Origin of the sequence: Rhizobium halophilum (assembly GCF_021648825.1) — a bacterium.
GTDB classification, from domain to species: domain Bacteria; phylum Pseudomonadota; class Alphaproteobacteria; order Rhizobiales; family Rhizobiaceae; genus Neorhizobium; species Neorhizobium halophilum.
The window spans coordinates 57206-81920 of record NZ_JAKJHS010000009.1; the positions used below are offsets into that span (position 1 = coordinate 57206).

General features: G+C 62.9%; 28 protein-coding genes and 1 pseudogene. 21 read left to right on the plus strand and 8 right to left on the minus strand.

The features are described from left to right. Positions 1-157 precede the first annotated feature (157 nt). From LXM96_RS16380 to LXM96_RS16425, 10 genes and pseudogenes are all read left to right on the plus strand, one after another. Complete coding sequence (locus LXM96_RS16380) at positions 158-2524, plus strand: putative monovalent cation/H+ antiporter subunit A (RefSeq protein ID WP_239999628.1); 2367 nt, start codon at positions 158-160, stop codon at positions 2522-2524. Continuing rightward, positions 2521-2940, plus strand: coding sequence for a Na+/H+ antiporter subunit B (locus tag LXM96_RS16385; RefSeq protein WP_239999629.1), 420 nt, complete (start codon positions 2521-2523; stop codon positions 2938-2940). The genes LXM96_RS16380 and LXM96_RS16385 overlap by 4 nt, the downstream gene beginning before the upstream one ends. Continuing rightward, complete coding sequence (locus tag LXM96_RS16390; RefSeq protein WP_239999630.1) at positions 2940-3317, plus strand: Na+/H+ antiporter subunit C; 378 nt, start codon at positions 2940-2942, stop codon at positions 3315-3317. The genes LXM96_RS16385 and LXM96_RS16390 overlap by 1 nt, the downstream gene beginning before the upstream one ends. Positions 3318-3334: 17 nt before the next feature. After that, on the plus strand, positions 3335-4900 hold the full coding sequence (locus tag LXM96_RS16395) for a Na+/H+ antiporter subunit D (protein ID WP_239999631.1): 1566 nt from the start codon (positions 3335-3337) through the stop codon (positions 4898-4900). Continuing rightward, a complete protein-coding gene (locus LXM96_RS16400; RefSeq protein WP_239999632.1) occupies positions 4897-5370 on the plus strand; it encodes a Na+/H+ antiporter subunit E in 474 nt (157 codons plus the stop codon). The genes LXM96_RS16395 and LXM96_RS16400 overlap by 4 nt, the downstream gene beginning before the upstream one ends. Further along, positions 5370-5657, plus strand: a pseudogene (locus tag LXM96_RS21870) (cation:proton antiporter); the annotation flags it as partial. The gene LXM96_RS16400 and the pseudogene LXM96_RS21870, both read left to right, overlap by 1 nt. A 332-nt stretch (positions 5658-5989) precedes the next feature. Continuing rightward, positions 5990-6331: a monovalent cation/H(+) antiporter subunit G gene (gene mnhG, locus LXM96_RS16410; RefSeq protein ID WP_262913715.1), complete on the plus strand. Its 342-nt coding sequence runs from the start codon at positions 5990-5992 to the stop codon at positions 6329-6331. A gap of 413 nt (positions 6332-6744) precedes the next feature. After that, positions 6745-7173 (plus strand): MucR family transcriptional regulator, encoded by a 429-nt coding sequence (locus LXM96_RS16415; protein WP_239999634.1) that lies wholly within the window; start codon positions 6745-6747, stop codon positions 7171-7173. A gap of 215 nt (positions 7174-7388) precedes the next feature. Continuing rightward, positions 7389-7808 (plus strand): helix-turn-helix domain-containing protein, encoded by a 420-nt coding sequence (locus LXM96_RS16420; protein WP_239999635.1) that lies wholly within the window; start codon positions 7389-7391, stop codon positions 7806-7808. Next, the gene (locus LXM96_RS16425; protein ID WP_239999636.1) at positions 7801-8640 is read left to right on the plus strand and encodes a DUF6456 domain-containing protein; all 840 of its coding nucleotides are present in this window, start codon (positions 7801-7803) and stop codon (positions 8638-8640) included. The genes LXM96_RS16420 and LXM96_RS16425 overlap by 8 nt, the downstream gene beginning before the upstream one ends. Before the next feature lie 7 nt (positions 8641-8647). Here LXM96_RS16425 and LXM96_RS16430 read toward each other — a convergent pair whose 3' ends face one another. Further along, positions 8648-9070, minus strand: coding sequence for a SufE family protein (locus LXM96_RS16430; RefSeq protein ID WP_239999637.1), 423 nt, complete (start codon positions 9068-9070; stop codon positions 8648-8650). Positions 9071-9267: 197 nt separating this feature from the next. Beyond that, positions 9268-9690 (minus strand): DUF5330 domain-containing protein, encoded by a 423-nt coding sequence (locus tag LXM96_RS16435; protein ID WP_239999638.1) that lies wholly within the window; start codon positions 9688-9690, stop codon positions 9268-9270. 417 nt (positions 9691-10107) lie between these two features. Between LXM96_RS16435 and LXM96_RS16440 the strand changes: the two genes are divergently transcribed. From LXM96_RS16440 to LXM96_RS16450, 3 genes are all read left to right on the plus strand, one after another. Continuing rightward, positions 10108-11682 (plus strand): sensor histidine kinase, encoded by a 1575-nt coding sequence (locus LXM96_RS16440; protein WP_262913719.1) that lies wholly within the window; start codon positions 10108-10110, stop codon positions 11680-11682. Beyond that, positions 11654-12634: a peptidoglycan-binding domain-containing protein gene (locus tag LXM96_RS16445; protein WP_239999639.1), complete on the plus strand. Its 981-nt coding sequence runs from the start codon at positions 11654-11656 to the stop codon at positions 12632-12634. Before LXM96_RS16440 ends, LXM96_RS16445 begins: the two co-directional genes overlap by 29 nt. Before the next feature lie 70 nt (positions 12635-12704). Beyond that, positions 12705-13049: a DUF1491 family protein gene (locus tag LXM96_RS16450; RefSeq protein ID WP_239999640.1), complete on the plus strand. Its 345-nt coding sequence runs from the start codon at positions 12705-12707 to the stop codon at positions 13047-13049. Between the two features lie 2 nt (positions 13050-13051). Here the strand turns inward: LXM96_RS16450 and LXM96_RS16455 are convergent, their stop codons facing one another. After that, positions 13052-14089, minus strand: coding sequence for a DUF2336 domain-containing protein (locus LXM96_RS16455; RefSeq protein WP_239999641.1), 1038 nt, complete (start codon positions 14087-14089; stop codon positions 13052-13054). Between the two features lie 553 nt (positions 14090-14642). Here LXM96_RS16455 and LXM96_RS16460 point away from each other — a divergent pair. Beyond that, positions 14643-14828 carry a hypothetical protein gene (locus LXM96_RS16460; RefSeq protein WP_239999642.1) on the plus strand — a complete coding sequence of 62 codons (186 nt, stop codon included), beginning with the start codon at positions 14643-14645 and terminating at the stop codon, positions 14826-14828. Between the two features lie 18 nt (positions 14829-14846). On the opposite strand, the gene LXM96_RS16465 is transcribed toward LXM96_RS16460, so the two are convergent. The 3 genes from LXM96_RS16465 to LXM96_RS16475 form a co-directional block, all read right to left on the minus strand. Beyond that, positions 14847-15401: a DUF1254 domain-containing protein gene (locus LXM96_RS16465; RefSeq protein WP_239999643.1), complete on the minus strand. Its 555-nt coding sequence runs from the start codon at positions 15399-15401 to the stop codon at positions 14847-14849. Then, entirely contained in the window at positions 15394-15981 is a 588-nt protein-coding gene (locus LXM96_RS16470) for a DUF1214 domain-containing protein (protein WP_239999644.1), read from the minus strand. The genes LXM96_RS16465 and LXM96_RS16470 overlap by 8 nt, the downstream gene beginning before the upstream one ends. Before the next feature lie 123 nt (positions 15982-16104). After that, positions 16105-18294, minus strand: a complete 2190-nt coding sequence (locus tag LXM96_RS16475) for a transglycosylase domain-containing protein (protein WP_239999729.1) — start codon at positions 18292-18294, stop codon at positions 16105-16107. 208 nt (positions 18295-18502) lie between these two features. Here LXM96_RS16475 and LXM96_RS16480 point away from each other — a divergent pair, with 208 nt between their 5' ends. From LXM96_RS16480 to LXM96_RS16490, 3 genes are all read left to right on the plus strand, one after another. Beyond that, a complete protein-coding gene (locus LXM96_RS16480; protein ID WP_239999645.1) occupies positions 18503-18967 on the plus strand; it encodes a YcgN family cysteine cluster protein in 465 nt (154 codons plus the stop codon). 61 nt (positions 18968-19028) lie between these two features. Further along, positions 19029-19253, plus strand: coding sequence for a type II toxin-antitoxin system RelB family antitoxin (gene relB / locus LXM96_RS16485; RefSeq protein WP_239999646.1), 225 nt, complete (start codon positions 19029-19031; stop codon positions 19251-19253). Between the two features lie 108 nt (positions 19254-19361). Then, a complete protein-coding gene (locus tag LXM96_RS16490) occupies positions 19362-19508 on the plus strand; it encodes a type II toxin-antitoxin system RelE family toxin (protein ID WP_239999730.1) in 147 nt (48 codons plus the stop codon). A gap of 3 nt (positions 19509-19511) precedes the next feature. Here LXM96_RS16490 and LXM96_RS16495 read toward each other — a convergent pair whose 3' ends face one another. Further along, positions 19512-20171, minus strand: coding sequence for a dihydrofolate reductase family protein (locus LXM96_RS16495; protein ID WP_239999647.1), 660 nt, complete (start codon positions 20169-20171; stop codon positions 19512-19514). A 146-nt stretch (positions 20172-20317) separates the two neighbouring features. Here LXM96_RS16495 and LXM96_RS16500 point away from each other — a divergent pair, with 146 nt between their 5' ends. From LXM96_RS16500 to LXM96_RS16515, 4 genes are all read left to right on the plus strand, one after another. Further along, positions 20318-22672 (plus strand): heavy metal translocating P-type ATPase, encoded by a 2355-nt coding sequence (locus LXM96_RS16500; protein ID WP_239999648.1) that lies wholly within the window; start codon positions 20318-20320, stop codon positions 22670-22672. A gap of 10 nt (positions 22673-22682) precedes the next feature. Next, complete coding sequence (gene cueR, locus LXM96_RS16505) at positions 22683-23105, plus strand: Cu(I)-responsive transcriptional regulator (RefSeq protein ID WP_239999649.1); 423 nt, start codon at positions 22683-22685, stop codon at positions 23103-23105. 53 nt (positions 23106-23158) lie between these two features. Continuing rightward, positions 23159-23356, plus strand: a complete 198-nt coding sequence (locus tag LXM96_RS16510; protein WP_239999650.1) for a heavy-metal-associated domain-containing protein — start codon at positions 23159-23161, stop codon at positions 23354-23356. A gap of 149 nt (positions 23357-23505) precedes the next feature. Beyond that, positions 23506-23880, plus strand: coding sequence for a response regulator (locus LXM96_RS16515; protein WP_239999651.1), 375 nt, complete (start codon positions 23506-23508; stop codon positions 23878-23880). Positions 23881-24066: 186 nt separating this feature from the next. Here the strand turns inward: LXM96_RS16515 and LXM96_RS16520 are convergent, their stop codons facing one another. Continuing rightward, positions 24067-24708, minus strand: coding sequence for an outer membrane protein (locus LXM96_RS16520; RefSeq protein ID WP_239999652.1), 642 nt, complete (start codon positions 24706-24708; stop codon positions 24067-24069). Between the last annotated feature and the right edge of the window lie 7 nt (positions 24709-24715).

Genomic DNA, 24715 nt, shown 5'->3' on the forward strand with positions numbered 1-24715 from the left:
TTCGTTGTACGACAGATAAGCATCAGAGACCTGTTGGAAAAGGCTGATCACACCATCGTTTGACGGCAAAGGTCTTGAGGCTGCGTTTTCTTTGCCATATGCACCTGTATTCAATCCGTCCGAGGGGGCGATCCGAACAGAACGAGCGGGAGAAGGTATGGCTGATCAGGCGCCGTTGACGTTGTTGTGTCTGTTCTTGCCGTTCCTGACCGCTCTGCTTGCCCCGGCGGCTGTCCGCCGCTTTGGCCATGGCGGAAGCTGGGGACTGGCTCTCGCGCCACTTCTCGCCTTCCTGCATTTCCTGACGTTCCTGCCGCAGATCTCGGCCGGCGAGGTGGTGACCGGCGGCTATGCCTGGGTGCCGAGCCTCAACCTCTCCTTCTCCTGGTTCCTCGATGGCCTGTCGCTGACCTTCGCGCTGCTGATCACCGGGATCGGCACGCTGATCGTGCTGTATTCGGGCGGCTACATGAAGGGCCATCCGCAGCAGGGCCGCTTCCTCTGCTTCATCCTGCTGTTCATGGGAGCAATGCTGGGCCTCGTCGTGTCCGACAGCTTCCTGATGCTCTTCGTTTACTGGGAGCTCACCTCGATCACCTCCTTCCTGCTGATCGGTTTCGATCACGAGCGGGAAGCCGCGCGCCGTTCGGCGCTGCAGGCGCTGGTGGTGACGGGGCTCGGCGGGCTGTCGCTGCTGGCAGGCCTGATCTTCCTGTGGAACATGACCGGCGTGACGCAGCTCTCGCTTCTCGTCAACGTCGACGACACGCTGCGCAACAGTCCGTTCTATCTCGCCGCACTTCTTCTCCTCCTTGGCGGCGCGTTCACGAAATCGGCCCAGTTCCCGTTCCACTTCTGGCTGCCGAACGCGATGGAAGCGCCAACGCCCGTGTCGGCCTACCTCCATTCGGCGACCATGGTGAAGGCCGGCGTCTATCTGCTGATGCGGCTGAACCCGGTGATGGGTGCCACTCCCGCCTGGGAAATCCTCTTGCCCTTCTTCGGCGGCGTCACGCTGATTGCCGGCACGCTGCTGGCTATCCGCCAGACCGATCTGAAGCTGATGCTGGCCTATACGACCATGGCTTCGCTCGGCCTGCTGGTCATGCTGACCGGCTTCGACACGCCCCATGCTGTTGAGGCGGCGGTGCTTTATCTCGTCGCTCACTCGCTCTTCAAGGGCGCGCTCTTCATGGTGGCGGGCCTCGTCGATCATGAGGCCGGCACGCGCGACGTGACGAAGCTTGGCGGCCTGCGCGGGGATATGCCGATCACGTTCGCCGCTGCATTGCTTGCCGCACTCTCCATGGGTGGCCTGCCGCTCTTTCTCGGCTTCCTTGCCAAGGAAGAGATCTACTACGCGCTCGCCCATGGCGATCTGCGCTCGATCGTCTTCACATTGGTGGCCATCGTTGGCAATGGGCTGATGTTCGCGATCGCCTTCGCTGTTGCGCTGAAGCCGTTCCTCGGGCCCCATGTGGAAACGCCCAAGCATGCCCATGAAGGCCCGCCGCTGATGTGGATCGGTCCGGCACTGCTGGCTTCGCTCGGCCTTGTTGGCGGCGTGCTCTCAGGCGTCGCTCACCGCTTCGTCTCCACGCCCATGGCAAGCGCAGTGGCGGGCGAGCCGCGGCTTGTTGAAATCTCGACCATTCCTCATCTCGGTATGCCGCTGCTTCTGTCCGTCATCACCGTCGCCTTTGGTGTTCTGGTTTATCTGCGGCTTGACCAGGCGCGCGACATGATGGTGCGCCTGCTGACAGCCATCGGCAGTGGCCCGGACCGGGGCTTTGACCATGTGGTGTCGGGTCTGGTGCGTCTTTCCGTCGCCGTGACGCGCATCGTCCAGCCGGGTCGTCTGGAAATCTACATCACCGTCACCTTCGTCCTGCTGGCGCTGACGCTGCTTGTTCCCTCCTTCCTTTACGGGGAATTGCCTGACATGCCGACCTGGCCGGATGAGCTCTATTTCCACGAATGGGCGATTATCCTGCTGGCAGTGATCGGCCTCTTCGCCGTGCTGCGCGCCAGCGACCGTTTGACCGCCATCGTGTCGCTCGGCATCCAGGGGTTCGCAGTCGCCGTCATCTTCCTGTTGTTCGGGGCGGCGGATCTGGCGTTCACCCAGTTCATGGTCGAGACGCTGTCGGTGGTCATTCTTGCTCTGGTGATGACGAGGCTGAGGCTTTCGCCGCGCGATCACCGCCCGCCACGGCAGTTCGCCTTCGATGCGGCGATCTCCATAGCGTGCGGGCTGGGGTTCACGCTGCTGTTGATGAAGACGACGCAACTGCCGTTCAATCTGGAACTGACGGAATTCTTCAACACCTATTCCAAGGTCATCGCCCACGGCGCCAATGTGGTGAATGTCATCCTTGTTGACTTCCGCGGCACAGATACGCTGGGAGAGATTGCCGTGGTGATGATCACGGGTCTTGCCGTCCTGGCGCTGATCCGCGTGCGCCTGCGCGATCCCCTTCCTGACACAAATGTCGAGACGACGGCAGAAGGAGACCGTTCATGAATACGCTCATCCTGCGCACCGTCGCGCCGCCGATCACCGCCCTGATGCTTGTCTTCTCCGTCTTCGTCCTTCTGCGCGGCCACAATGAGCCAGGTGGCGGCTTTATCGGCGGACTGATTGCCGCCTCCGCGCTTGCCATCTACGGCATCGCCTACGGCGTTTCCGCCGTTCGTCACGCAATCAGGTTCCATCCGATGGCGATTGCAGGCTTTGGCTTGTTGGTCGGCGCGCTTTCCGGCGTGGTGTCGATCTTCGCTGGCGTTCCCTTCATGACCGGCCTGTGGATCTATCCGAGCATCTTCGGTGTGGAGGTGCCGCTTGCAACGGTGATCTCCTTCGACATCGGCGTGTACTTCGTGGTTCTGGGCTCCGTTGGCTCGATCGCGCTGGCGCTTGAGGAAAGGGAGACGGATTGATGGAGACGCTTTTTTCCCTCCTGATCGGCGTCTTCTTCGCGTCTGCCGTTTATCTGATGCTGTCCAAGCACACCGTGCGCATCCTGCTTGGCATCGCCATCCTCGGCAATGGCGTCAATCTGCTTCTGTTTACCGCCGGACGGCTCACCCGAGAAATACCGCCCATCATCCCATTCGACTCGGACGTGCTGCCTTCCGCGGCCGCAAACCCGTTGCCGCAGGCGCTGATCCTGACCGCGATCGTCATCTCCTTCTCCTTCTTCGCCTTTCTGCTGGTGCTGACCTATCGCGGCTATCAGGAGCTCGGCACGGATAACACGGACGAGATGCGGTTGGCCGAACCCAAGGACGAGTCGCTTCCGCCGCTCGGCTACTGACAGGAAAAACGCACCCGATGGCTGCACCGACGACTGCCCCGATTGATCTTTCCGCCGCCATGGTGATGGCGCCCACGGCGCTGGCCGACTGGCTGGTCATCGCCCCAATGGGCTTGATGATCACCCTCGGCGCCGTGCTGATGATGGTCCGCCACAAGCTGCATCTGCACGGGTGGATTGCCATTCCCGGGCTGGTGGCGCTGGTCATCCTCGATGGACTGCTGCTCTGGCGGGTGGCCGTGGATGGCCCGTTCACCATGACGGCCGGGCGCTGGCTGCCGCCCTTCGGCATTTCATTCACCGCCGATCTGCTGGGCGCGCTGCTTGCCTTCACCTCCGGGATTGTGGCGCTCGCCGCAGGCATCTACGGGCTGCGCGACATCAACGCCACCGGCCGCCGCTACGGCTTCTTTCCCTTCCTGATGCTGCTGATGGCCGGCGTCACCGGCGCCTTTCTGACCGGCGACATCTTTAACCTCTATGTCTGGTTCGAGGTTCTTCTGATCTCGTCCTTCGGCCTGCTCATCCTCGGCTCGGAGCGGCAACAGGTCGACGGCGCGCTGAAATACGCGGTCCTGAACCTGATCGGCACGACGCTCTTCCTGATCGCGGTTGGCTATGTCTATGCGATCTTCGGAACGCTCAACATGGCCGATATTGCCCGAAAGGTTCCCGAGCAGCGTGACGTCGCCCCGCTATTGACCTTGAGCACGCTCTTCATTCTTGCTTTCGCCATGAAGGCGGCGGCTTTCCCGGTCAACTTCTGGCTGCCGGCCTCCTACCATACGCCAAGAGTGGTCGTCTCCGCGCTCTTCGGCGGACTGCTGACCAAGGTCGGGGTTTATGCGATGATCCGCGTGATGGTCATGCTGTTCCCGCTGGAGCGCGAGGAACTGAGCTTGCTGCTGGCGATCGCTGCCGCACTCACCATGGTGCTGGGGGCTCTTGGAGCGCTGGCGCAGAGCGATCTGCGGCGGATGGCGGGTTTTGCGGTGATTGCCGGCATCGGCAATGTCGTGGCCGGCGTGGCGATTGGCGGGCAAACCGGCATCAGCGGCGCGATCCTTTATGCTCTCCACTCGATCGTGGCGATGACGGCGCTTTACCTTCTGGCGGGCGAAGCGGCGCGAATCGGAGGCTCTTGGTCTCTACAAACGCTCGGCGGCCTTTACCGGCAGGCGCCCGGGCTTGCCGTCAGCGCCTTCGTCATCTTCTTTGCGACTGCCGGACTGCCGCCGTTCTCGGGGCTCTGGCCCAAGATCATCATCCTGAAGGCCGCGCTCGATATCGGTGCCTGGTGGCTATCAGCCGCGCTTCTGGTCTCCGCCCTGATCCTCACGCTGACACTGGGCCGGGTCTTTCTGCTTGCCTTCTGGCGGCCGCAACTGGCGTCTGCAGTGGGTGAACCGGTTTCTCCCGCCACCTGGCATCGCTCCGGTCCCCTTGTCGGCCTGGTGGCGGTGCTGGTCTTCTTTGGCATGTTCCCGGACCTGCCGGTGCGTCTGTCGCAGGGCGCCGCTGCGACCCTTTTGGATCCGACGGCCTATATCCAGTCGGTCTTCCCCACGGGAGGTGCGGAATGACAACCTATATCTTCAACGTCATCTTCGCCGTCGTCTGGGTCGCGATCACCGGCAGCGCGACGCTGCTCAACCTGATCTTCGGCTTTTTCATCGCGACGATCGCGCTGTGGATCGTCCGCGGCGAAATGGGCGGGCCGGGCTATTGGCGCCGGGTCGGTAAGGTTCTCTCTCTGCTGCAACTGTTCATCAAGGAACTGGCGATGTCGGCCATCCGCGTCGCCATCATGGTGTTTAACCCGCGCATGGATGTGAAACCCGGCATCTTCGCCTTTCCGCTCACCGTCGACAAGGATCACGAGATCGCGCTGCTTGCCAACCTCATCACCTTGACGCCCGGCACGCTGTCCGTCGACGTCTCGCCGGACTGCAAGACCCTCTACGTCCATGCCCTTGATTGCTCCGATCCCGAGGCGGCGCGGCGCGATATCGCAGAAGGCTTCGAGCGCAAGATCCTGGAGGCGTTTCGCTGATGACGGCCAACACCATTACCCAGTTCGCCGTCAATGTGGGCCTCGTGGTTCTCAGCATCTCCTTCCTGCTGACCGTTTGGCGCGTCATCAAGGGGCCGACGCTGCCGGATCGGGTGATTGCCCTCGACATGCTGGTCGGCATCGTCATGGGCTTCATTGCGCTGGTTGCCATCCGCACCGGCTTCACGCTTTACATCGATATCGCCATCTCGCTCGGCCTTGTCGGCTTCCTGGCAACCGTCGCCTTTGCGCGCTTCATCCTGTCGCGCAAGCGCCGGGAAGGTGAGGACGGTTCGCCCCCGGACGGATCTTCGGAACAGGCGACTGCGGCCAACGGCAAGACATCGCGGGCAATCAGCCCCACAGCGCTGCCTGCGCCGCAGGCTGGTGCGCCAGTTCCCAAGGAAGCGGGACCAAAGCCGCCTTTGAGCAAATCCGAAGCAACCAAGAAAACCGCAGCTAAGGTCAAGATCGCAAAGGCCAAGGCGGCCAAGAAGGTGGCCGCTGCCGCCGAACCGGGCAAGTCAGGCGCCGCTGCTGCCGCGTCGACTGCGGGCTCGCGCCCACCGCGCAAGCCGGCCGTGAAGAACAAGCCGACCGTCAAGAAGGAGACGCCGTGATGGACATCCTGCTCGCGCTGGCCACCGCCGCGCTCATCCTTGCCGGTTCCGTGTTCGTCTTTGCGGCAACGCTTGGTCTCAATCGGTTTCCCGACCTTTACTCCCGCATGCACGCGGCGTCCAAGGCCGGGACGGTCGGATCGGCGCTCATGCTGATAGCCGTCGGCGTCCACGCGGCGGATCTGGCGATCCTCGCCCGCTCGTTTGCCGGTTTCTTCTTTTTCGTGCTGACGGCCCCTGTTTCGGCCCATCTCCTTGCCAAGGCGGCGCACGAATCGGGCTATCCGCTGTCTGATCTCTCCGTTCGCGACGAATTGAAGCATCCTGCTGCGGAAAAATAGTCCGCAGTCTCTCCCCTTGTGCAACTCATTTCGATCTGCATGTGAGAAATACTCGCAATAGTATATTCTTTACCAGTCGCAGCAGAAAAATCTGACCGCGGTGCGCCTTTTCAGGCTTTCATTGCTGCGTGTGAAGGATATAACTCATCACAAGTTGTTGCGGGCTTGTCACGACCGGAGCGCTACTTTCCCCTGAAGTCATCGCGATGGATTTTCTACGAGAATACGGGAGAAGGTGTGTGAACTTGTGATGCCGCTCCTCGAATAGATGCTGTGGCTTACTCCCCTGCCGAACGAGGCATGCACGACTTAATCCCGCGCGCGAGCAACGGATCCACAACAAGACGAGCTCTGCGGCAGTGCTCGGGAAAATGCACGCCGCGTAAAAAGATAAAAAGACAGGAGACGTAAAAATGACAGAAGCGATCGTGGAGAAGGGGCAAGACCTACTGGTCGAACTCACTGCCGATATTGTCTCTGCCTATGTTAGCAATCATGTGGTACCGGTCGGTGATCTGGCGAGCCTGATTTCGGACGTACACTCTGCCCTCAGCAACACCTCCGCACCAGCCCCCGCGGCTGTCGTGACGGAAAAGCCAAAGCCGCCCGTGCCGATCAAGAAGTCGATCGAGGATGACTATCTCATCTGCTTGGAAGACGGCCAGAAGTTCAAATCCCTCAAGCGGCATTTGATGACCCACTACAACATGACCCCCGAACAATATCGCGAGAAGTGGGGGCTTCCTGCCGATTATCCCATGGTGGCACCCGCCTATGCCGAGGCCCGCTCGCGCCTGGCGAAGCAGATGGGGCTCGGTCAGCGGCGCAAACGCGCCAAGTAACCCTTGGGGTTGACCTCGCAAGGGCCGGGAGCTTCTGCTTCCGGCCTTTTTCGTGACGCCACGTGGAAGCAATGAGGACATAAATCCTATATCTCGAGAGGCATAAGCATTTTTCCTTCTGGAAAATCAACGGGCGGTGCGATTTCTCGCGGGTTTCCTTATCCTCCCGCGTCCTCTAATGAGGTATGAATAAATTCCTATTTACAGGAGTTATCATGCCCGTCTCAACCCCCGTTCCGTCGCGGCGAGCAAAGCCCGACATTCCAGGCCTCCCACACCCACACCCGCGCCAGCCGCTGGTCCGCCCTGTGTCCGATCGCGAGGTCTGCCGTCTGGTCCGGCAGATGGTCGCGGAGATGATCCTCCTTTTCGGCGATCGCGTACTTTGCCGCCGCGACCGAAGAAGGATGGCCTGCCATGTGCGGCAGATTTCGATGTATATCTGCCACGTCGCCCTGAGCATGCCGCAGCACGATATCGGGGTTGCCTTTGGCCGAGATCGCACGACCGTCGGCCATGCCTGCCACGTTGTCGAGGACCGTCGGGACGATCCTGTCTTTGACGATTTCGTCTCCGCCGCGGAGCGCATGACCGCGGTTGTCTTCGGTGGCGGGGAGATCGGCGGCAATGTCTAAAATGGCGAGATTGACCGAAGCCGGCGATTTCCCTGTCACGTCGGCAGACAAGCGCAACCTGTTGCGGCTGCTCCGTCGCGTGCTGCAAGATCCGGTACACCTGAAGCGTCCCAGTGACGGCAGCGCTGGCGCTTCAATGCTTGGCGACGATGGGCGCCGCGTCCCTCACGCACTCATCCGCCATGCGCTGAGAGAAGGTCTCGTGCGGCAGAATGGAGACCGGCTCTTCCCCACACCTGAGACATCTGCCTTCCTGCGGCGTGCTCTGCTGCAGGCCGAGGACGCCTTTGCCGAGCAGCACCGGATCGACGTGGAGGACTGCGTAGAGGTGGAGGGAGTGCGGCAACGCGCGCGCCGTAACCTGGCGGAATCACCGCTGTCCCTGCTCGCGCGTCTCAAGGACCGCTCCGGCGACGCCTTTCTGCCACCTCAGGCCATCGATGCAGGCGAGCGCCTTCTGTCGGACTTCACCCGGGCACAGCTGCAGCCACGGGTGACGGCCAGCTGGGAGCCGCGCCTCTCGGGTCGCGGCAAGGGCGACAAGGGAGGGCAGGCGGAGATGGCCGACACCGCCATTGCCGCACGCGAACGCTTCTCCCGTGCCGTCGAGGCCATGGGGCCGGAGCTTGCCGGCGTGGCGGTGGATGTCTGCTGCTTCTCGAAGGGTCTGGAAGTGGTGGAGCGGGAGCGGCAATGGCCTGCGCGTTCGGCCAAGTTGATGCTGCGCACGGCCCTCCTGGCGCTGGCCCGCCACTATACGCCGCCGTCGGCGTCTGATCGCAAGAGCCATCGCTGGGGTGCGGAAGGCTACCGGCCGCCGATGCCGCGCTGAGAGCCCGTCAGGCGGCGGCCTGCAACCGTGCCTCGTCGCGGATACGTTTCACCATGGATCGCAGGCCGTTTGCCCGCTGCGCCGACAGGTGCTCCACCAGACCGATGCGGTTGAAGATCTCGATGGCATCGGTTTGGGCGATTTCGGACGCTGGCTTGCCGGAATAGGCGGCGAGAACGATGGCCACCAGACCCCGCACGATATGGGCGTCGGAATCACCTTCAAACGTCAGCACCGGATCGGCCCCATCTTCGGCGACATGGCTGACCAACCAGACCTGGCTGGCGCAGCCCTGCACCTTGTTCTCGGACGTGCGCTTGTCCTCCGGCAGTTCCGGCAGCGCCTTGCCGAGCTCGATGACATAACGATAGCGATCCTCCCACTCGTCGAGATAGGCGAAATCGTCGATGATCTGGTCGAGCTTGGCCATCGGGTGCATCCTTCTGTCACTGCCCTGCATATAGGGATCAATCTCCGTCGCGTGAACCGGAAAAAGGCCGTGAGGGGTTACCTCACGGCTCAGCAGGGCTGAAGTTCAGGGGCAGACAGGCGCCGGACCAGAGACTGAACCCGGCGCAAGAGGGATGAAGCGGAGAGGCGGTGCCTGCGAGCAGCCGATGCCGGCGCTTAAGGGTGGGCCGGACGCTTTTGCGGAAGCGGTATGCCCGCGGTGGTAATCGTGCCGGTGGAGATGGCGTCGGCAGGCAAGGCTGCAACCGGCTTTTCGGGCATCGGCTGCGGGTCGGCGACCTGTGCGATCGCCGGCTGGTCATCGGCAAACTGCTGGTCGAGAAGTTCGAAGGCCACGCGTGCGCCTTCCTTTGCCCGCTGTCCGAGCGCGGAGAAGGTTTCGGCGCCCTTGACGCAGACATCCGGCTTTTCGATGCAGATGGCGCTCAGATACTGATAGGCCTGGGCCGCGGCAGTTACGGCGTCCTGCACCTGCACCTGGGACGTACCCTCTGCCTCAACGGCCGGACGGCTGCTGAAATAGGAAAGCGCCACCAGCACCATCGCGAAACTTATACTGCTCTTGATCAGAAACCACATTGTCCTGTCCACCCACCCGTCATTGCCCGGTCGGCCGCCGGGTCTGTCCCGGTCTTAGGGTTACCCTAGTGCGGGGAAGCGAATCGCTGCTTGAAAAGATCGGTCGGCTTTTCGGCAGTTTTGAGTAAAATTTGAACGATCCTGCTCCGGGCGCTGCATCTCGGCGCGTGCTGCGAAATGCTCGCCATCCGCGTTAAGCATAATCGTGGCGGCGGGCCCGAGGTTCCGCCGCCTCCGGGCTGCCACCTTCGCCACAATCGTTAACGCGGTTGGAAAAATGCAAGCTAATCCGCCGCTTACGCGCCATTAACCATGAAGGGAAAAGCGCTGAGACAGGCGTTCCAAAACGGGATTCGGTTCAGTTTGACACGCCTGCAGAGGCCCTCTTTTATCCTTTCCTTAAGCCGCCAGCGCCTAATGTCTGAGCTGTGTTTTGGATCTGCGTCAGGGTACTGCGTGCGCTTGTTGAGTAACATTGCCGGAAGGGCGATCGGTCAGGTTGACCGGGTCGCCGACCGATGGTTGGAAGGCCTCGGGCAGCCGGCACAAACGCGTCGCCGCGCCGTTGTCGCCCTGCGCTGCGTGACCCTCAGTGCAGGCGCTGCAGCCCTCATACTGCCTGCCGCACTGAGTTCCGTGCTCCCCGTATCCGTCGCTCTCCCGGTCGGGGCCACTGGCGCCGTCTCCGCATTTCTGGTTGCTGCTGCTGCGGCCATCCAACTCGGTCGTGGTGCGGCGCTCCCTCCGGCCGCGATGCCCGTTGACGATTCCGTCTTCAACGCCTGCCCCGGCCTGACGCTGATGATCGATCCGCAAGGCCTCGTCCAGAAGTGCGGCGGACGCGATCGCAACACTTTTCCCGCGGCCCTGCAGGATCCCTCTGGCCAGCGCCTCGCCGAACTGGTGCATGTCTCGGACAGGATCGCGCTTATCCACGCGCTCGATACGCTGCGGCAAGGCGATGACCGTGCCACAGTGATGGTCCGGATCCAGCGTGTCTACAGTGCGGAAGGACGACAGTTCCTGCATGGGCGCCTCGAGATGACGGCGCTTCGGCGCGAGGCTGGGGAACTCGCTGCCGTCTTCGCCCAGCTCAACGATGTTTCCGCCGAGGAGGCGCTGCGCGACGAAGCCAGCATGCGTGTTTCCGAAGCGCGCTCCGCACACGAGGCAAAATCGCGCTTCCTCGCCGCCGTCAGCCACGAACTGCGCACGCCGCTCAACGCCATTCTCGGCTTCTCCGATGTGCTGGCCGGTGAGTACTTCGGCCGCCTTGAGACGGACCGGCAGAAGGAATACGTCGGCCTGATCCGCCAATCGGGCGCTCATCTGCTTTCCGTCGTCAACACCATGCTCGACATGAGCAAGATCGAGGCGGGCCGCTACGAGCTTCTCGCAGAGCCTTTCCCTATTGGCGATGTCGTGGAATCCTGCCGCGCCATGCTCGACCTGCAGGCAAGAAGCAAGGGCGTCACGCTGACCGCTCGCACTGCAAAGGGCCTCGGCGAGGTCGTGGCCGACCGCCGCGCGGTCAAGCAGATCCTGATCAACCTCGCCGGCAACGCGATCAAATTCACCGAGGCCGGCGGCTTCGTCTCGCTGGACGCGACCCTCAGCGGCGACGCCCTGGTCCTCACCGTGAGCGATACCGGCATCGGCATTGCCGAGGACAAGCTTGCCACCATCGGCCAGCCCTTTACCCAGGTGCAGGACGATTACACCCGCCAGTACGAAGGAACCGGTCTTGGTCTTGCGCTGGTCAAGGGACTTGTTGCATTGCACGGCGGTCTATTCCATATCGAAAGCCGGGCAGGCGAGGGAACCGTCGTCACCGTCACGCTTCCGGCCGATGGGGCCGGCATCACCGGTGCTGAGGACGAACCCGCCGACCCCATGGTCGAATTTCCGCCGCGCCTGAGAGCAATCGCAGACGTGGCCAAGAAGGACGAACAGGACAGAAAGCATGACGCCGCGGAAGCGAAAATCGCCTAAGGGAAAGAAGCAGGTTCAGGAGCCCGGTATCCTGTCCCGCCTCGTCCAGGCGGCAGGACGCGCTGCGGCACGGCATCCTCGCAGCGTCTTTGGCGTGTCGACCTTCGCCGTCGTCTTCGGCTTCGTCGCCGCCAACGCGCTTTGGTACCAGCCGATCAATCATCCCGCCCCCTGGCTCGCTACCCGCGATCTTGAAGATTCGACCCGCATTGCCGGCTACCGTCCGGCCCGCACGGCGCCCTCCGAGGTAACCACCTTCCGTATCGAGCGCCAAGATGCGGCGGCCCCGGCCGAAACTGCGGTTCCTGCGTCAGGCACGCCGGAGGTCTCGCAGCCGGTGCATAAGGCCGATGTCACGCGTGACGTGGTGGCGGAGGTGCAGCGCCAGCTGACCCGGCGCGGGCTTTATAATGGTGCCGCTGATGGGCTGATCGGCCCACAGACCACGGCGGCCATCCTTTTCTTCCAGGAAGCCGAGGGGCTGCCGCAGACCGGCGAGCCGACACCGGAGCTGTTGGCTGCCCTGGGCGAGGCTCCGGCCGCCACGGTGGAGACGGCCTCCCTCAATCCCCCAGCCTTGCCGATCGAGACCGTTGTCGTTCCGGCCACCCGTCCGGCCGAGGATGTCGGCGCGGCCGTCGAAGACCCTGTCGCCGCAGCCATCCACGCCTCCGAAGGCACGAAGCAGCCGGCTGCGCCATCAGCGCAGGCCTCCAAGCCCGCCAGGCCGCCACGCGATCTCGGGCCGGAGATCGCCGCCTCCGCCGACCTGGTGATCCAGATCCAGCGCGGGCTCTCCAACATTGCTTATACCGATATCGCGGTCGACGGCGTGGCGGGCTCACAAACCAAGGCGGCCATCCGCCGCTTCGAAAAGCACTACCGCCTGCCGGAAACCGGCGAGCCGAACGAACTGGTGCTGAAGAAGCTGAAGGCGATCGGCGCGCTCTGAACCTTCAAGTGCCAACGAGCGGGCCACATACCGTCTTTGCCCTGATCCGCAACTCAGCTAAGACGGGCCTATGCGCATCCGTTCAGACATCTTTGTCTCCGCTCTCACCCGCCGCGTCTTTTCCGCCGGCGGGTTTGCTGCGGTTGAACACAAGGGGTCGGAAGAGGCTGGTGCTGTTTTCGTCCGCCAGCGCCACCGTGACGGCACCGAAACCCTCTACGGCCCGGCTCCGCAGAACGTGTTTGAGGAAGAGGTGACGGAGCGCCAATTCGAAAAGCGGCTCGACCGGGTGGAGCCGGAACGAATCGACGACCTGATCAAGCGAGAGCGCAGCTTCGATCGCGACCTGTGGCTGATTGAGCTCGAAGTTTCTGACGTCGACGGTCTGTTTGCCGTGGTTGACGCAGCGCCCTGACGTTACCCTGCACTGCGCAGGCTGCGGCCTGAGCGAAGAACGCGCACGCCCTGCGACTGGTCCGGCTGATCCTCGCTTTGCGGCCCGGCAAACTCGCTTTCCCGCGCCGTATAACCGTCCGCTCGCCGCCAGGCCTCCACGCGTCGACCGCACTCGGACGCGTCAAGGGCGTTCCACAGGAACTGCGCGCGGCTCATGCCGTTCGTGATGGTGAGCAGATGGGAGTAAAGGCGGCCGAGCACGTAGATCGCGTCCGCCTCGGCCATGGCGAGCGCCTTTAGCGTCGTCGCCAACTGCTGCCCCGAAATGTCGAGAAGGATGCGCTCCGCAAGCCAGCGGCTAGCGGAAAGGCTGTCGGCGAGCGCGGTTGCAAACGGTCCCCCTTCGCGGTTGCGCGCAAACCGCACCAGCAGCGCCTCCTGCACCGGGGTGAGTGTCCGCAACCCCAGCCGGTCATCTTCGGCCGGGTTGATCTGGCCGGCAAGCGTCTTGATGTGCTGGCGGAGCTTTTCTTCGCGCAACAGACGGTCGGTTTCGGCTTTTACCGCCGCCTCGTTTGCGGGTTTCGCGTCGGTCCTGGGCTCTGCTCCCTTTGCAGGCTCCGCCGTCTCCACGTGCGCTGCCGGGCGATCATGACGCAGGCTCACCAGGGCGTCGATCACCTTCGGCGACAGATATTCGCGAAGCACGATCGCCTTCACATGCGCCGTGCCTTGCGTCCGTGCGATGGCAATCAGCGTATCGTCGCTGAGGCAGGGGGATGCCGCGACGAAGGGAGCGGCAATGGCAATCGGTTGCGAGGCGATGAAGAAGGCAACGGCTGGCGGTACTGTTTTCGACTGCGACAAGGCGGCCACGGCTTGGCGGCGTGCTTCGTCGCTAGAGGCGGAAAACAGCGGCCCAAAGAGTTCCGCAAATTGCCGAAGTTCAGATCGGGAAGGGTGAGGCAGGCTCTCGAAACTCGTTACGGTGGCAATCAAGACCACGTCCTTCCTGCGCATGGCGAGAGGCCTCTCAAGATCTCGAAACTGGTCCGTCACGGCCATACTCACGTTACGCAATACAAACACACGGCAGCACGCCATCGGCACGAAGAGGATCGCCGGCAGCTGAGCCCGCCAACCCTTCGCCAGGGACCGCTGGAGGAGTTGCCACCGCCGCGCATCCCGCCCGTCATGGTAAACCGGAAGGTAACAAACCAGGGTTAATGGCCGGTGAAGACGCAGAGTGACCCGCAACGGGACAGGGATCGGGTTCCGCGCGCAAATGTGATCGCGCCCGATGTGAACAAAATGTCACACCCGGCGTTTTTGCTGGTGATGCGGCGGATTTGCGCTGCATCATTTATTAGCATTAACGAATGGTTTACCGATCGCTGGCTCAAATGCGGTTCGGCGCGGGAAACCGGCCGCTCCGGACGTTCACGCAGGTGACGTTGGAGACGCCGGTTCAGAAGACCGGCTGCATGTCGCGATGCGCCGCAAGGCGCGGCGACGAGTAAGGCGCAGATGCCCGAGAAGGATGCGTCTGCCCGCGAAGGGTAGGGTGAAATCGAACCGTCTTCATCCGTCTCGACCGATCAAGGAGACGAGCATGGCAGAGATCGTAGTGCTGAACACATGGCGCGAACAGCAGCGCCGCAAGCCGGAGATCATGATCGGCAGGAGCCAGGAGCCCGAAAGCGCCCAGCTTTTGATGTTCACGGGCGTTCGTTATGAGCGGCTCGAGAGCATGGTGCCTCAGGCGCCGTCCCGATCCATGATGTTCGAACAGAACTGAGGGAGCGGTTTGGAACCCTCACCTTTGTCGCCAGTCGAACGGCGTGCAGACCGCTTCTGAAAGAAACTTGGTCGCACCGGGAGCAAAGCTCGGCTGCGGCACCATTGTCCTGAGGACCACATAGCCGTCCGCCTGCTGCGTCTCCACGAGGATCGACTGGGCAATCGGCTCCGGCAAGGATTTGCGCAAAACCGTCAACTGCACCGGGGTCGCCAGAACGACGTCGAGGATCCCTGCCGCGGCGGTTCGGTCGTTGATGCTGAAGACTTCGTTGGAAGCGGGATCATAGATCGCCATCGACCAGAACGGTACCTGTCCGCTGGCGTAGACACGGATCGGCCCTTGCGAAATGTCGTAGGCGCAGACCGAGGTTTCGAGGAACGGATCGTTCTGCACGAGACCTGCCCGGTCGGGGCTGTCCGGCAGGCGGTGGAACACGTGCCGGTCGCCTTCGGCGAGCACGCGCGTATAGGCATCCTTTTCGCTGAAATAGGGGAGCGACAGAATGATCACGAGGTGAAGCAGCGCAGCGCCGACAAGGCCCGTAAGAACAGCAAACAACGCCTTAAGCATTGCCGCATCCGATGTTCTCGATGGCCGGCATGGAAAGGTCGATCACTCCCGAGCTTCCCGCCGCGGGCGTGTCGAGCAGTGTCAGCCGCATGCGGAACCGGCCCCGCTCGGGGATGGCCAGCCAGTTCCGCGGCTGCGCATCGTTGGAGACCTGGATCTCGAAGGATCCGTCCGTTTGGCGCAGGATGGAGCGGGAATTCAGCGCCACCGGCAAGTCGCTGTCCTGCGGACGGTTGGTACGGCCATTCTGCAACGTGTAGAGCGTCCAGATGCGTGCTGGCGGGGTGTGGCCGACGATCTTGTAGGAACAGTCGGAGCGCAGCGTCGCCCCCGTCTCATCCGTCCCGGCGGTGAAGGTCAGTCCCTCTGCGCTGCCGTAGAGGAGGGCGCCTGCGGCCGCCCGATGAGACTTGGCGTAGGGATCTGCCTTAGCCGTCTGCGCCTCGGGAAAAGCCTCCCAGGCGCCGAGCCGGATCGCACCGAACCCGGTGGTCGCCTCAAGCGCCCACAGCGTCGACCAGATTCCACCGCCGAAGGCGATCGACAGCGCAATGGCGACTAGGAACGGAACACGAAACACGGGAAAGGCATGCCCTCAACAACGACAGGCGAGGGTTAGCACTGATTCTGCTGGAAAGGAACGACAAACAGGCGTTGCCCTTCGAAGGCTCTGGCCCAGGCGCGGGTTGCGGACGCGCGTTGGCTATCGAGCGACGGCGGGGCCTGCGTCGTTCTCTCCCTCGACCGATCCCGTCACCGTGGCATCGGCAAGCTTGGCAGTAGCCGGAAGAAGCGGTGAAGCGGCCTTCAGGGACTCGGCGATCCGGCGCAGCACGCGGGTGGATTCGGCCGACATGGAGCGTGGTCGAACCAGCGGCGGAAGCGCTTCCTCGTTCTCTTCCGCCTTCGCAACGACCTGTTCCTTCTTCTCGCCTTCGGGGAAGGGGTTCTCGATGCCCGGGATCGGCTTCAGCTCGATGCCTTGATGGGCATAATCCATCAGCTTCTTGAAGGTCATGGCCGGTAGCGACCCGCCCGTCATGTTGTCCATCGGCGTATAGTCGTCATTGCCGAACCAGACGGCGGCGGTGTAGTTGCCGGTAAAGCCGACGAACCAGGCGTCGCGATAGCTTTGGGAGGTGCCGGTCTTGCCGGCGGTCAGGACGCCGTCGACAGCGGCGCGCCGTGCGGTGCCGTTATAGGGAATGTTGGTCAGGATGCGGTTCATCGACGACAGCGCCTGTTCGGAAAGCACCCGGTTTGCCGGCGGCTCGTCGCGCTGGAAGTCGTAAAGAACCTCGCCGCCGTAGCCGACCACCTGTGCTATGCCGTGACGACGCGACTGCAGGCCGCCCGCGGGCATCACGGCATAGGCAGTCGCCTGATCCAGCACTGTTACTTCGGACGTGCCGAGCGGAATGGTCTTGTCGGTCCGCAGTGGCGTTTCCACGCCCATGGCCTTTGCGAGTTCGGCGATCCGCTCCGTTCCAAGCTCGTCCTTGGCGAGACGCACTGGCACCGTGTTGTAGGACTGCGACATGGCCGTCATCAGCGTGACCTTGCCCTTGTAGGAGCGCCCGTAGTTCTGCGGCGACCATCCCCGCCAGGTCACGGGAGCGTCGGAAACCACCGATTCCGGCGTAAAGCCTTTTTCCATCGCTGCCGCATAGGTATAGAGCTTGAAGGACGAGCCTGGCTGCCGCAGCGCCCGCGTTGCGCGGTTGAACTGGCTTTCGCCATAGTCGCGCCCGCCGACCATTGCCCGCACGGCTCCGCCATTCTCGATCATCACCATGGCGCCCTGCTTGGCGCGGTAGCCTTCACCGTATTCGCGAAGGCTTGATTCCATGGCCGTTTCCGCCGCCGCCTGAAGCCCCATGTCGATCGTCGTGCGCACGATCACGGAGCGTTCCTTGATCTTTCCCTGCTTGGCCAGCCGCTGCACCTCGTCGAAGGCCCAATCAAGAAAATAGTCCGGTGCTTTCACTTCGGCCCGGTCGATGACGGTGGCTGGGCTGCGCCGGGCACCGATGACCTGACCTTCGGTCATCAGGCCACTCTGCACGAGATTGGTCAGAACCTCGTTGGCGCGGCCGCGCGCTGCCGGGAGATTGACGTGGGGTGCATATTTGGCAGGGGCCTTGAACAGGCCCGCCAGCATCGCGCTCTCCGCGAGGTTCACCTCGGTGATGTTCTTGCCGAAGTAGAATTGTGCCGCGGCCGCCGCCCCGAAGGTGCCGCCGCCCATATAGGCGCGGTCGAGGTAGTAGGCGAGGATCTCCTTCTTGGAGAGGTTCGCCTCGAGCCAGAGCGCCAGGAAGGCCTCCTTGATCTTGCGCTCGAAGGAGCGCTCGTTGGTCAAGAACAGGTTCTTGGCGAGCTGCTGGGTCAGCGTCGAACCGCCTTGGACCACGCCGCCAGCCTTGGCGTTCTCGTTCATGGCGCGTGCGAGGCCGAAGAAATCGATGCCGAAATGGTCGAAGAACCGCCGGTCTTCCGTCGCCAGAACCGCCTTGATCAGGTGGTCGGGCAATTCATCGATTGGAACGGAATCCTCGTGGATGATGCCGCGATGGCCGATCGTGTTGCCGTAGCGGTCGAGGAAGGTAACGGCGAAATCGCCACGATTGCGCCAATCTTCTTTGGTTTCTTCGAAGGCGGGCAAGGCGAGTGCCAGAAGCACGACGGCGCCGACGGTGCCGAGCGTCATGGCTTCTCCGGCGAGTTCGAACATCCCTTTCTTCCAGCCCCGGACGCGGAACCTGCGGGAAAAAATGGTGATTTCTTCCCAGATTTCGCCAAGCTGGAAGCCGAGGTTCCACACGGTGGCGTCGATCCAGGAATCGATGCGCAGCAGCAGGTGGCGCTTCCTGCGCGGCGGCTGGTTCTGCATCCCTGGCCGGTTCTCCGGCCCGGTACCCGTATCGTCCTGCACTGGTGCCCCCAATCATCATGCCGGTCGCTTGACGCCGCCATCATGAGCGGCCAGAGCTGCAGGCAGTCGTCTTCAGCAATAGCTGATGTAATGTCGTTTTACGATAACATAAACGCAACAGGCTAAGTCGCCCGGCGCGCCAATGGTTCCTTGTACGGATAAGTGAATGAGCGAGCTTCCCTTCTGGAAGATTAAGACACTGGAAGAGATGGACCAGGTCGAGTGGGAAAGCCTGTGCGACGGCTGCGGCCTCTGCTGCCTGAACAAGCTGGAAGACTGGGATACGGGCGATGTCGTCTTCACCTCCGTCCGCTGCCGGCTGATGGATGGCGACAGCTGTCGCTGCACCGATTACGAGAACCGCCAGGCGACGGTCCCTGAATGCATCCAGCTCACCCCGGCAGCGGTCGACGAGATCACCTGGCTGCCGCCGACCTGCGGCTACCGCCTGATCCGCGAAGGTCATGACCTTTATTGGTGGCACCCGCTCGTTTCCGGTGACCCAGAAACCGTCCACCAGGCCGGCATCTCCGCCCGCGGCCACGAAACCGTGAGCGAAGCGAACGTGCCGGTGGAGGATTTCGAAACCTATGTGGTGGACTGGCCGTGGAAGGTGGGGGAGGAGGCTTGAATCGGGCGGCTTCTCCTCCGGGCCTCGGCCGTGCTATACATGTATAGTCAAAGAGGATGCCATGCTTGCACTACGACTTCCCCCGGACATTGAAGCTCGTCTTGAGGATCTTGCGCGACTGACGGGCCGGAGCAAGAGCTTTTACGCCCGGGAGGCGATCCTCGCCCACCTCGATGATCTGGAAGACTACTACCTTGCCGAGCAGCGCACGGGGGCGCTGGAGCGCGGTGAGAGCGGCACCATCCCGCTTGCCGATGCCATGAAGACATATGGCCTGGGCAATTGAGCTTCATCGGGATGCAGAACGCGATCTTTCAAGGATTGGAACCGAGAATGCGCGCGCATCCTGAAATTCCTCCATCAGCGTCTCGCCACTCTCGATGATCCGCGCTCAATCGGGGAAGCCCTGCACGGACCAGTGTTGGGCAAGTACTGGAAATACCCGGTAGGCGACCATCGCATCATTGCGGACATCCAGGACGAAGTCATTCGCATCGTGATTGTCCGCATCGGTCACCGCAGACAGGTCTACCACCGATAACCCCTAGCTCAACTTCCGCCGCCGCTCCAGTTCGGCTTCCGTTGGTTGCTCGAACTCGAAGGAGCCGGTAGCGACCGGGCCGGCACTGACGTAGCGGTTCACCACGATCCCGGAGCCGGAGGCCTTCGAACCGAGGAGCTTCAACGTCACGGGGGCTGCGCCGTCGCCGAACAGCCGCTTGCCGCTGCCGAGGATGACCGGGAAGACCGAGACGTACATCTCGTCCACCAGTCCGTGCCGGAACAGCGTCTGCAGGAAGTCCGTCGAGCCTTGGGTAAGGAGGTTCGGCCCGTCCTCCTTCTTCAGTTCTCCCAGCGTCTCGACCACGTCGGTGCCGAGCGTCCGGCTGTTCTGCCAGTCGAGCGCCATTCCTGGGTCTCGGGTGGCAACATATTTCGTGATCCGGTCGAACAGCGAGCCGATCGGATCGTCGGCGCCGGCATAGGGCCAGTGGGCAGCGAAGATGTCGTAGGTCTTGCGCCCGAGCAGCAGGTCGAAGGGTTCGGAAAACATCTCGTCCACTGCCTTGCCCATGTCCTCGTCGAAGAAGGGAAAGGCCCAGCCGCCGTGCCGGAAGCCTCCGCTCGGGTCCTCGTCCGGGCCGCCGGGTGCCTGCATCACGCCGTCGAGGCTGGTGAATGCGCCGACAATGATCTTCCTCATCGCTCTACTCCCGTCTTTGATGAATTCCGGCCCAAGGACGCGGGCAGAAACACGTTTCCGACACGCTTCGTGAATTTCTCTGCACATCGCGCTTGACCTTCCAATGATGGGAAGGTCCACCTATATGCGGAACAGAGGATTCCGCCATGAACCAGACCGTCAAACTGCCCCATATCGAGCCGATCAGCATTCCCGTCGAAGGCATGACCTGTGCTTCCTGCGTGCGCCGCGTGGAAACCGCCGCCGCCAAGGTGCCGGGCGTGGCGACAAGCTCCGTCAACTTCGCGACAAAGAAGCTGACGGTCGAACCGACTGACGACTTTTCACCGGAGGCGCTGACGGCGGCGATCGAGAAGGTCGGCTACGAGGTTCCCGCCGGCGCCATGCAGCGGGCGCTTCGGGATGCGGGCTATGCGGCCCCCGCGGCCGATCCGCATGCCGGTCACGGCGCGCACGAGCATGCGCATCACGAACACGCCGCCGATGAGCCAGCCGGCCATGACCACATGCACATGCATGGCGACGCAACGCTGAAGCGCGACCTCGCCATTGCCGCTGTCCTCACCCTGCCACTCTTCGTGCTGGAAATGGGCGGTCACGTCTATGAGCCCCTGCACCACTGGCTGATGGGCGTGATCTCCACGCAGAACCTCTATTACCTGTATTTCGCGCTGGCGACGATCGTCATCTTCTGGCCGGGCCTGCGCTTCCTCAAGACCGGCCTGCCGGCGCTCTTCCATGGGGCGCCCGAGATGAACTCGCTCGTTGCCGTCGGCGTGCTGGCGGCCTACGGCTATTCGCTGGTCGCCACCTTCCTGCCCGGACTGCTGCCGGAAAATGCCCGCTATGTCTATTACGAGGCCGCGACCGTCATCGTCACGCTGATCCTCTTCGGCCGCATGCTGGAAGCGCGCGCCAGCGGCCGCGCCAGCCAGGCGATCTCCAAGCTCGCCGGCCTGCAGGCCAAGACTGCCCGCGTCGAGCGCGACGGCAGGGCCGTCGATATCCCAACCGAGGACGTGGTGGTGGGTGACGTGGTCGTCATCCGGCCGGGCGAGCGCATCCCGGTGGACGGCACCGTGATCGACGGCGCCTCGCATGTGGATGAATCGATGATCTCCGGCGAGCCCGTCCCGGTGGAGAAAGGCGAGGGCGCCACCGTCACCGGCGGAACCATCAACAAGACCGGCTCCTTCCGCTTCCGGGCGGAAAAGGTCGGCCGCGATACCATGCTGGCGCAGATCATCCGCATGGTGGAGCAGGCGCAAGGTGCCAAGCTGCCCATCCAGACCATGGTCGACAAGGTGACAGCCTGGTTCGTGCCGGCCGTCATTGCACTCGCCGTCGCAACCTTCTTCGTCTGGCTCGTCTTCGGCCCCTCGCTCAGCCATGCGGTGGTCGCCGCCGTCGCCGTCCTCATCATCGCCTGCCCCTGCGCCATGGGGCTTGCCGTGCCGACCTCGATCATGGTGGGGTCCGGCCGCGCCGCCGAACTCGGCGTCCTTTTCCGCAAGGGCGATGCGCTGCAGGAACTGCGTGTCGTCGACATGGTCGTATTCGACAAGACCGGCACGATCACCAAGGGCCAGCCGGAACTGACCGATCTCGTCGCGGCCGAAGGCTTTGCCGAGGATGAGGTCCTGGCGCTCGTCGCGGCCGTCGAGGCGCGCTCGGAACACCCGATTGCCGAGGCCATCGTTCGGGCGGCAGAGGAGAAGGGGCTGGCCGTGCCCGAGGCAGCCGGCTTCCAGGCCACCGCCGGCTACGGCATCGAGGCTGACGTTGCCGGTCGTCGGATCGCCGTCGGTGCCGACCGCTTCATGGAAAAGCTCGGCCTGTCCGTCGCATCCTTCGCAGAGGCTGCCGGCCGGCTGGGCGATGAAGGCAAGACGCCGCTCTATGCCGCCATCGACGGCAAGGTTGCGGCTGCGATTGCCGTCGCCGATCCGATCAAGCCGGGCAGCGCCGCGGCGATTGCCGCGATGAAGGAGATGGGGCTGACCGTTGCCATGGTCACCGGCGACAACCGCCGCACGGCGGAAGCCGTCGCCCGCCAGGCCGGCATCGACCACGTCGTGGCGGAAGTCCTGCCCGACGGAAAGGTTGCCGCCATCCATGACCTTCGCGCCGGAGGCCGCAAGCTTGCCTTCGTCGGCGACGGCATCAACGATGCGCCGGCACTCGCCGAGGCCGATATCGGCATTGCGGTCGGGACCGGCACGGATGTGGCTATTGAAAGCGCCGACGTCGTGCTCTCTGGTGGCGCGCTGTCCGGCGTGGCAGATGCCATTGCCGTCAGCCGCGCGACGATCCGCAACATCAAGGAGAACCTGTTCTGGGCCTTCGGCTACAACGTGGCGCTGATCCCGGTCGCCGCCGGCGTTCTCTATCCGGCCTTCGGCATCCAGCTGTCGCCAATGATCGCTGCCGGCGCCATGGCCTTCTCCAGCGTCTTCGTCGTCCTCAATGCGCTGAGGCTGCGTGCGGTCAAGGTCAAGTAGGGGAGAAGCCATGAACATCGGCCAGGCATCCGACGCTTCGGGCGTCTCCGCGAAGATGATCCGTTATTACGAGCAGATCGGCCTGATCCGGCCCATGGGTCGCACCGGCAACAACTACCGCGTCTATGGAGACGAAGAGGTGCACATCCTCCGCTTCATCAAACGCGCACGCAATCTCGGCTTTTCGCTGGAGGAGACGGAAACTCTCCTGAAGCTCTGGCAGGACAAGGACCGCACCAGCGCCTCCGTCAAGGAGGTGGCCGAGGTTCACATCGTGGATCTGGAGCGGCGCATTGCCGAGATGCAGGGCATGGTGAAGACGCTGAAGCATCTCTCCCATTGCTGCAGCGGCGACGACCGCCCTAACTGCCCGATCCTCGACGATCTGGCGGGTGCCGCTCCGGCTCCCGTCCCCGCGAAAAAACGTGCTTGACCCTCCCATTGTGGGAAGGTGCAGAAGCAAGACATAACAAAAGGAGACTGCCGATGACCACCACTTTCAACGTGCCCGACATGACCTGCGGCCACTGCGAGAAGAGCGTACGCTCCTCACTCGGCGAGGCCCTGCCGGGCGCTGCCGTGACCGTCGACCTCGACGCCAAGCGTGTCACCGTCGAAGGCGATGCCGACCGTGCGGAAGAGGCAATCCGGGATGCCGGCTACACGCCGGAAAGGGCCGCCTGAGGATTGGAAACGGGCCATCTGCGGAGGGGCTGTGGCGAGAACTGGCCCGAAACGTTCTGCTGCTGTTTTTCAGGTCGAACTTCTGTCGGAAATCTCGGTTCTGGCTGCTTGCATAACCAAGACAGCAGCCAGGGCAGCAGTGGACGGACATGGCATTCTTCGAATCAAGGATCGCGGTTCTCGTCGTGGAGGACGACCCGATCATACGCCTGAGCATCACAGATGATCTGACTGACCTCGGATACGAGGTTTACGAGGCGGCTGATGCCCAGGAAGCCATCGAGCAGCTCACGCAGAACGTGAACATCAGCGTGCTGTTCACCGACATCGACATGCCGGGCGACCTGGATGGACTGCGACTTGCGGCCTTGGTGCGCGACCGATGGCCCCCCATCAAGATCATCGTGACATCTGGCAAGCATCAACTGACGGGTGCGGATCTTCCGGTGTCTGGTCGCTTCATTCCCAAGCCATATACGCCGGTCATCGTTGCGGACGTCATCCGCAATCTCTTGCGGGGCTGAGGGACAGAGCTGGCGGCTCGCCTGTTGGTCCAGCGTTGCCGTCGAGCACGTGACTAGAACTTTTCCGGAAAGGATCACCCCCTGCATCCGCGGTGGGCTCACCTAAGCAGGCTGGCTCGCGTCCGACCGCGCGGCCACAAAAAAAGGGCCCCTTGCGGGGCCCTTACTGCTTCTCAGATCGCTGGATCAGAATTTAACGCCGAGACCCACCTGCACGACATGCTGTTCGAAATCGGGTTCGAAGCCGGCGATATCTCCGTCGCTGTAATCGTTGTAGCGATACTCCAGGCGGCCGAACATATTGTCCGTGAAGGCGTAGTCGACGCCTGCGCCCAGTGTCCAGCCATGCAGGGTGTCGTCATCGTTCACGCCGCCACCATCAACGCTGAGGTTCGTGGCGGTCCATCCACCCGCGACATAGAGCAAGGCGCGATCTGCCGCATAGCCGACGCGGCCCCGTACCGAGCCTGAAAAGCCGGTATCGATTTCGCCGGTAGCGCCGCCACCCAGGTCGTAATCGTTCTCGTTCCAGTCGTAGTTCACGTCGCCTTCGACGCCGACGACGAAACCGTTGGCCATCTGCCAGTTGTAGCCGGCGAACACGCCGAACCGGCCACCATCGAAGTCATCCTCGCCGCCGGCGCCGTCGCTGACCTCTCCCCACCCATAGCCGCCATGCAGACCAAGATAGGGGCCGCTCCAGCTGAAGGCCGAAGCGACGTCAACGGCGACGGGAGCTTGCGGGATCGTTTCAACCGCGTCAGCGGCAAATACCTGGGAGGAAACAGCGGCCGCGAAGACCGCACTCAACAGAAACGTCTTGGTCATTCAAGTT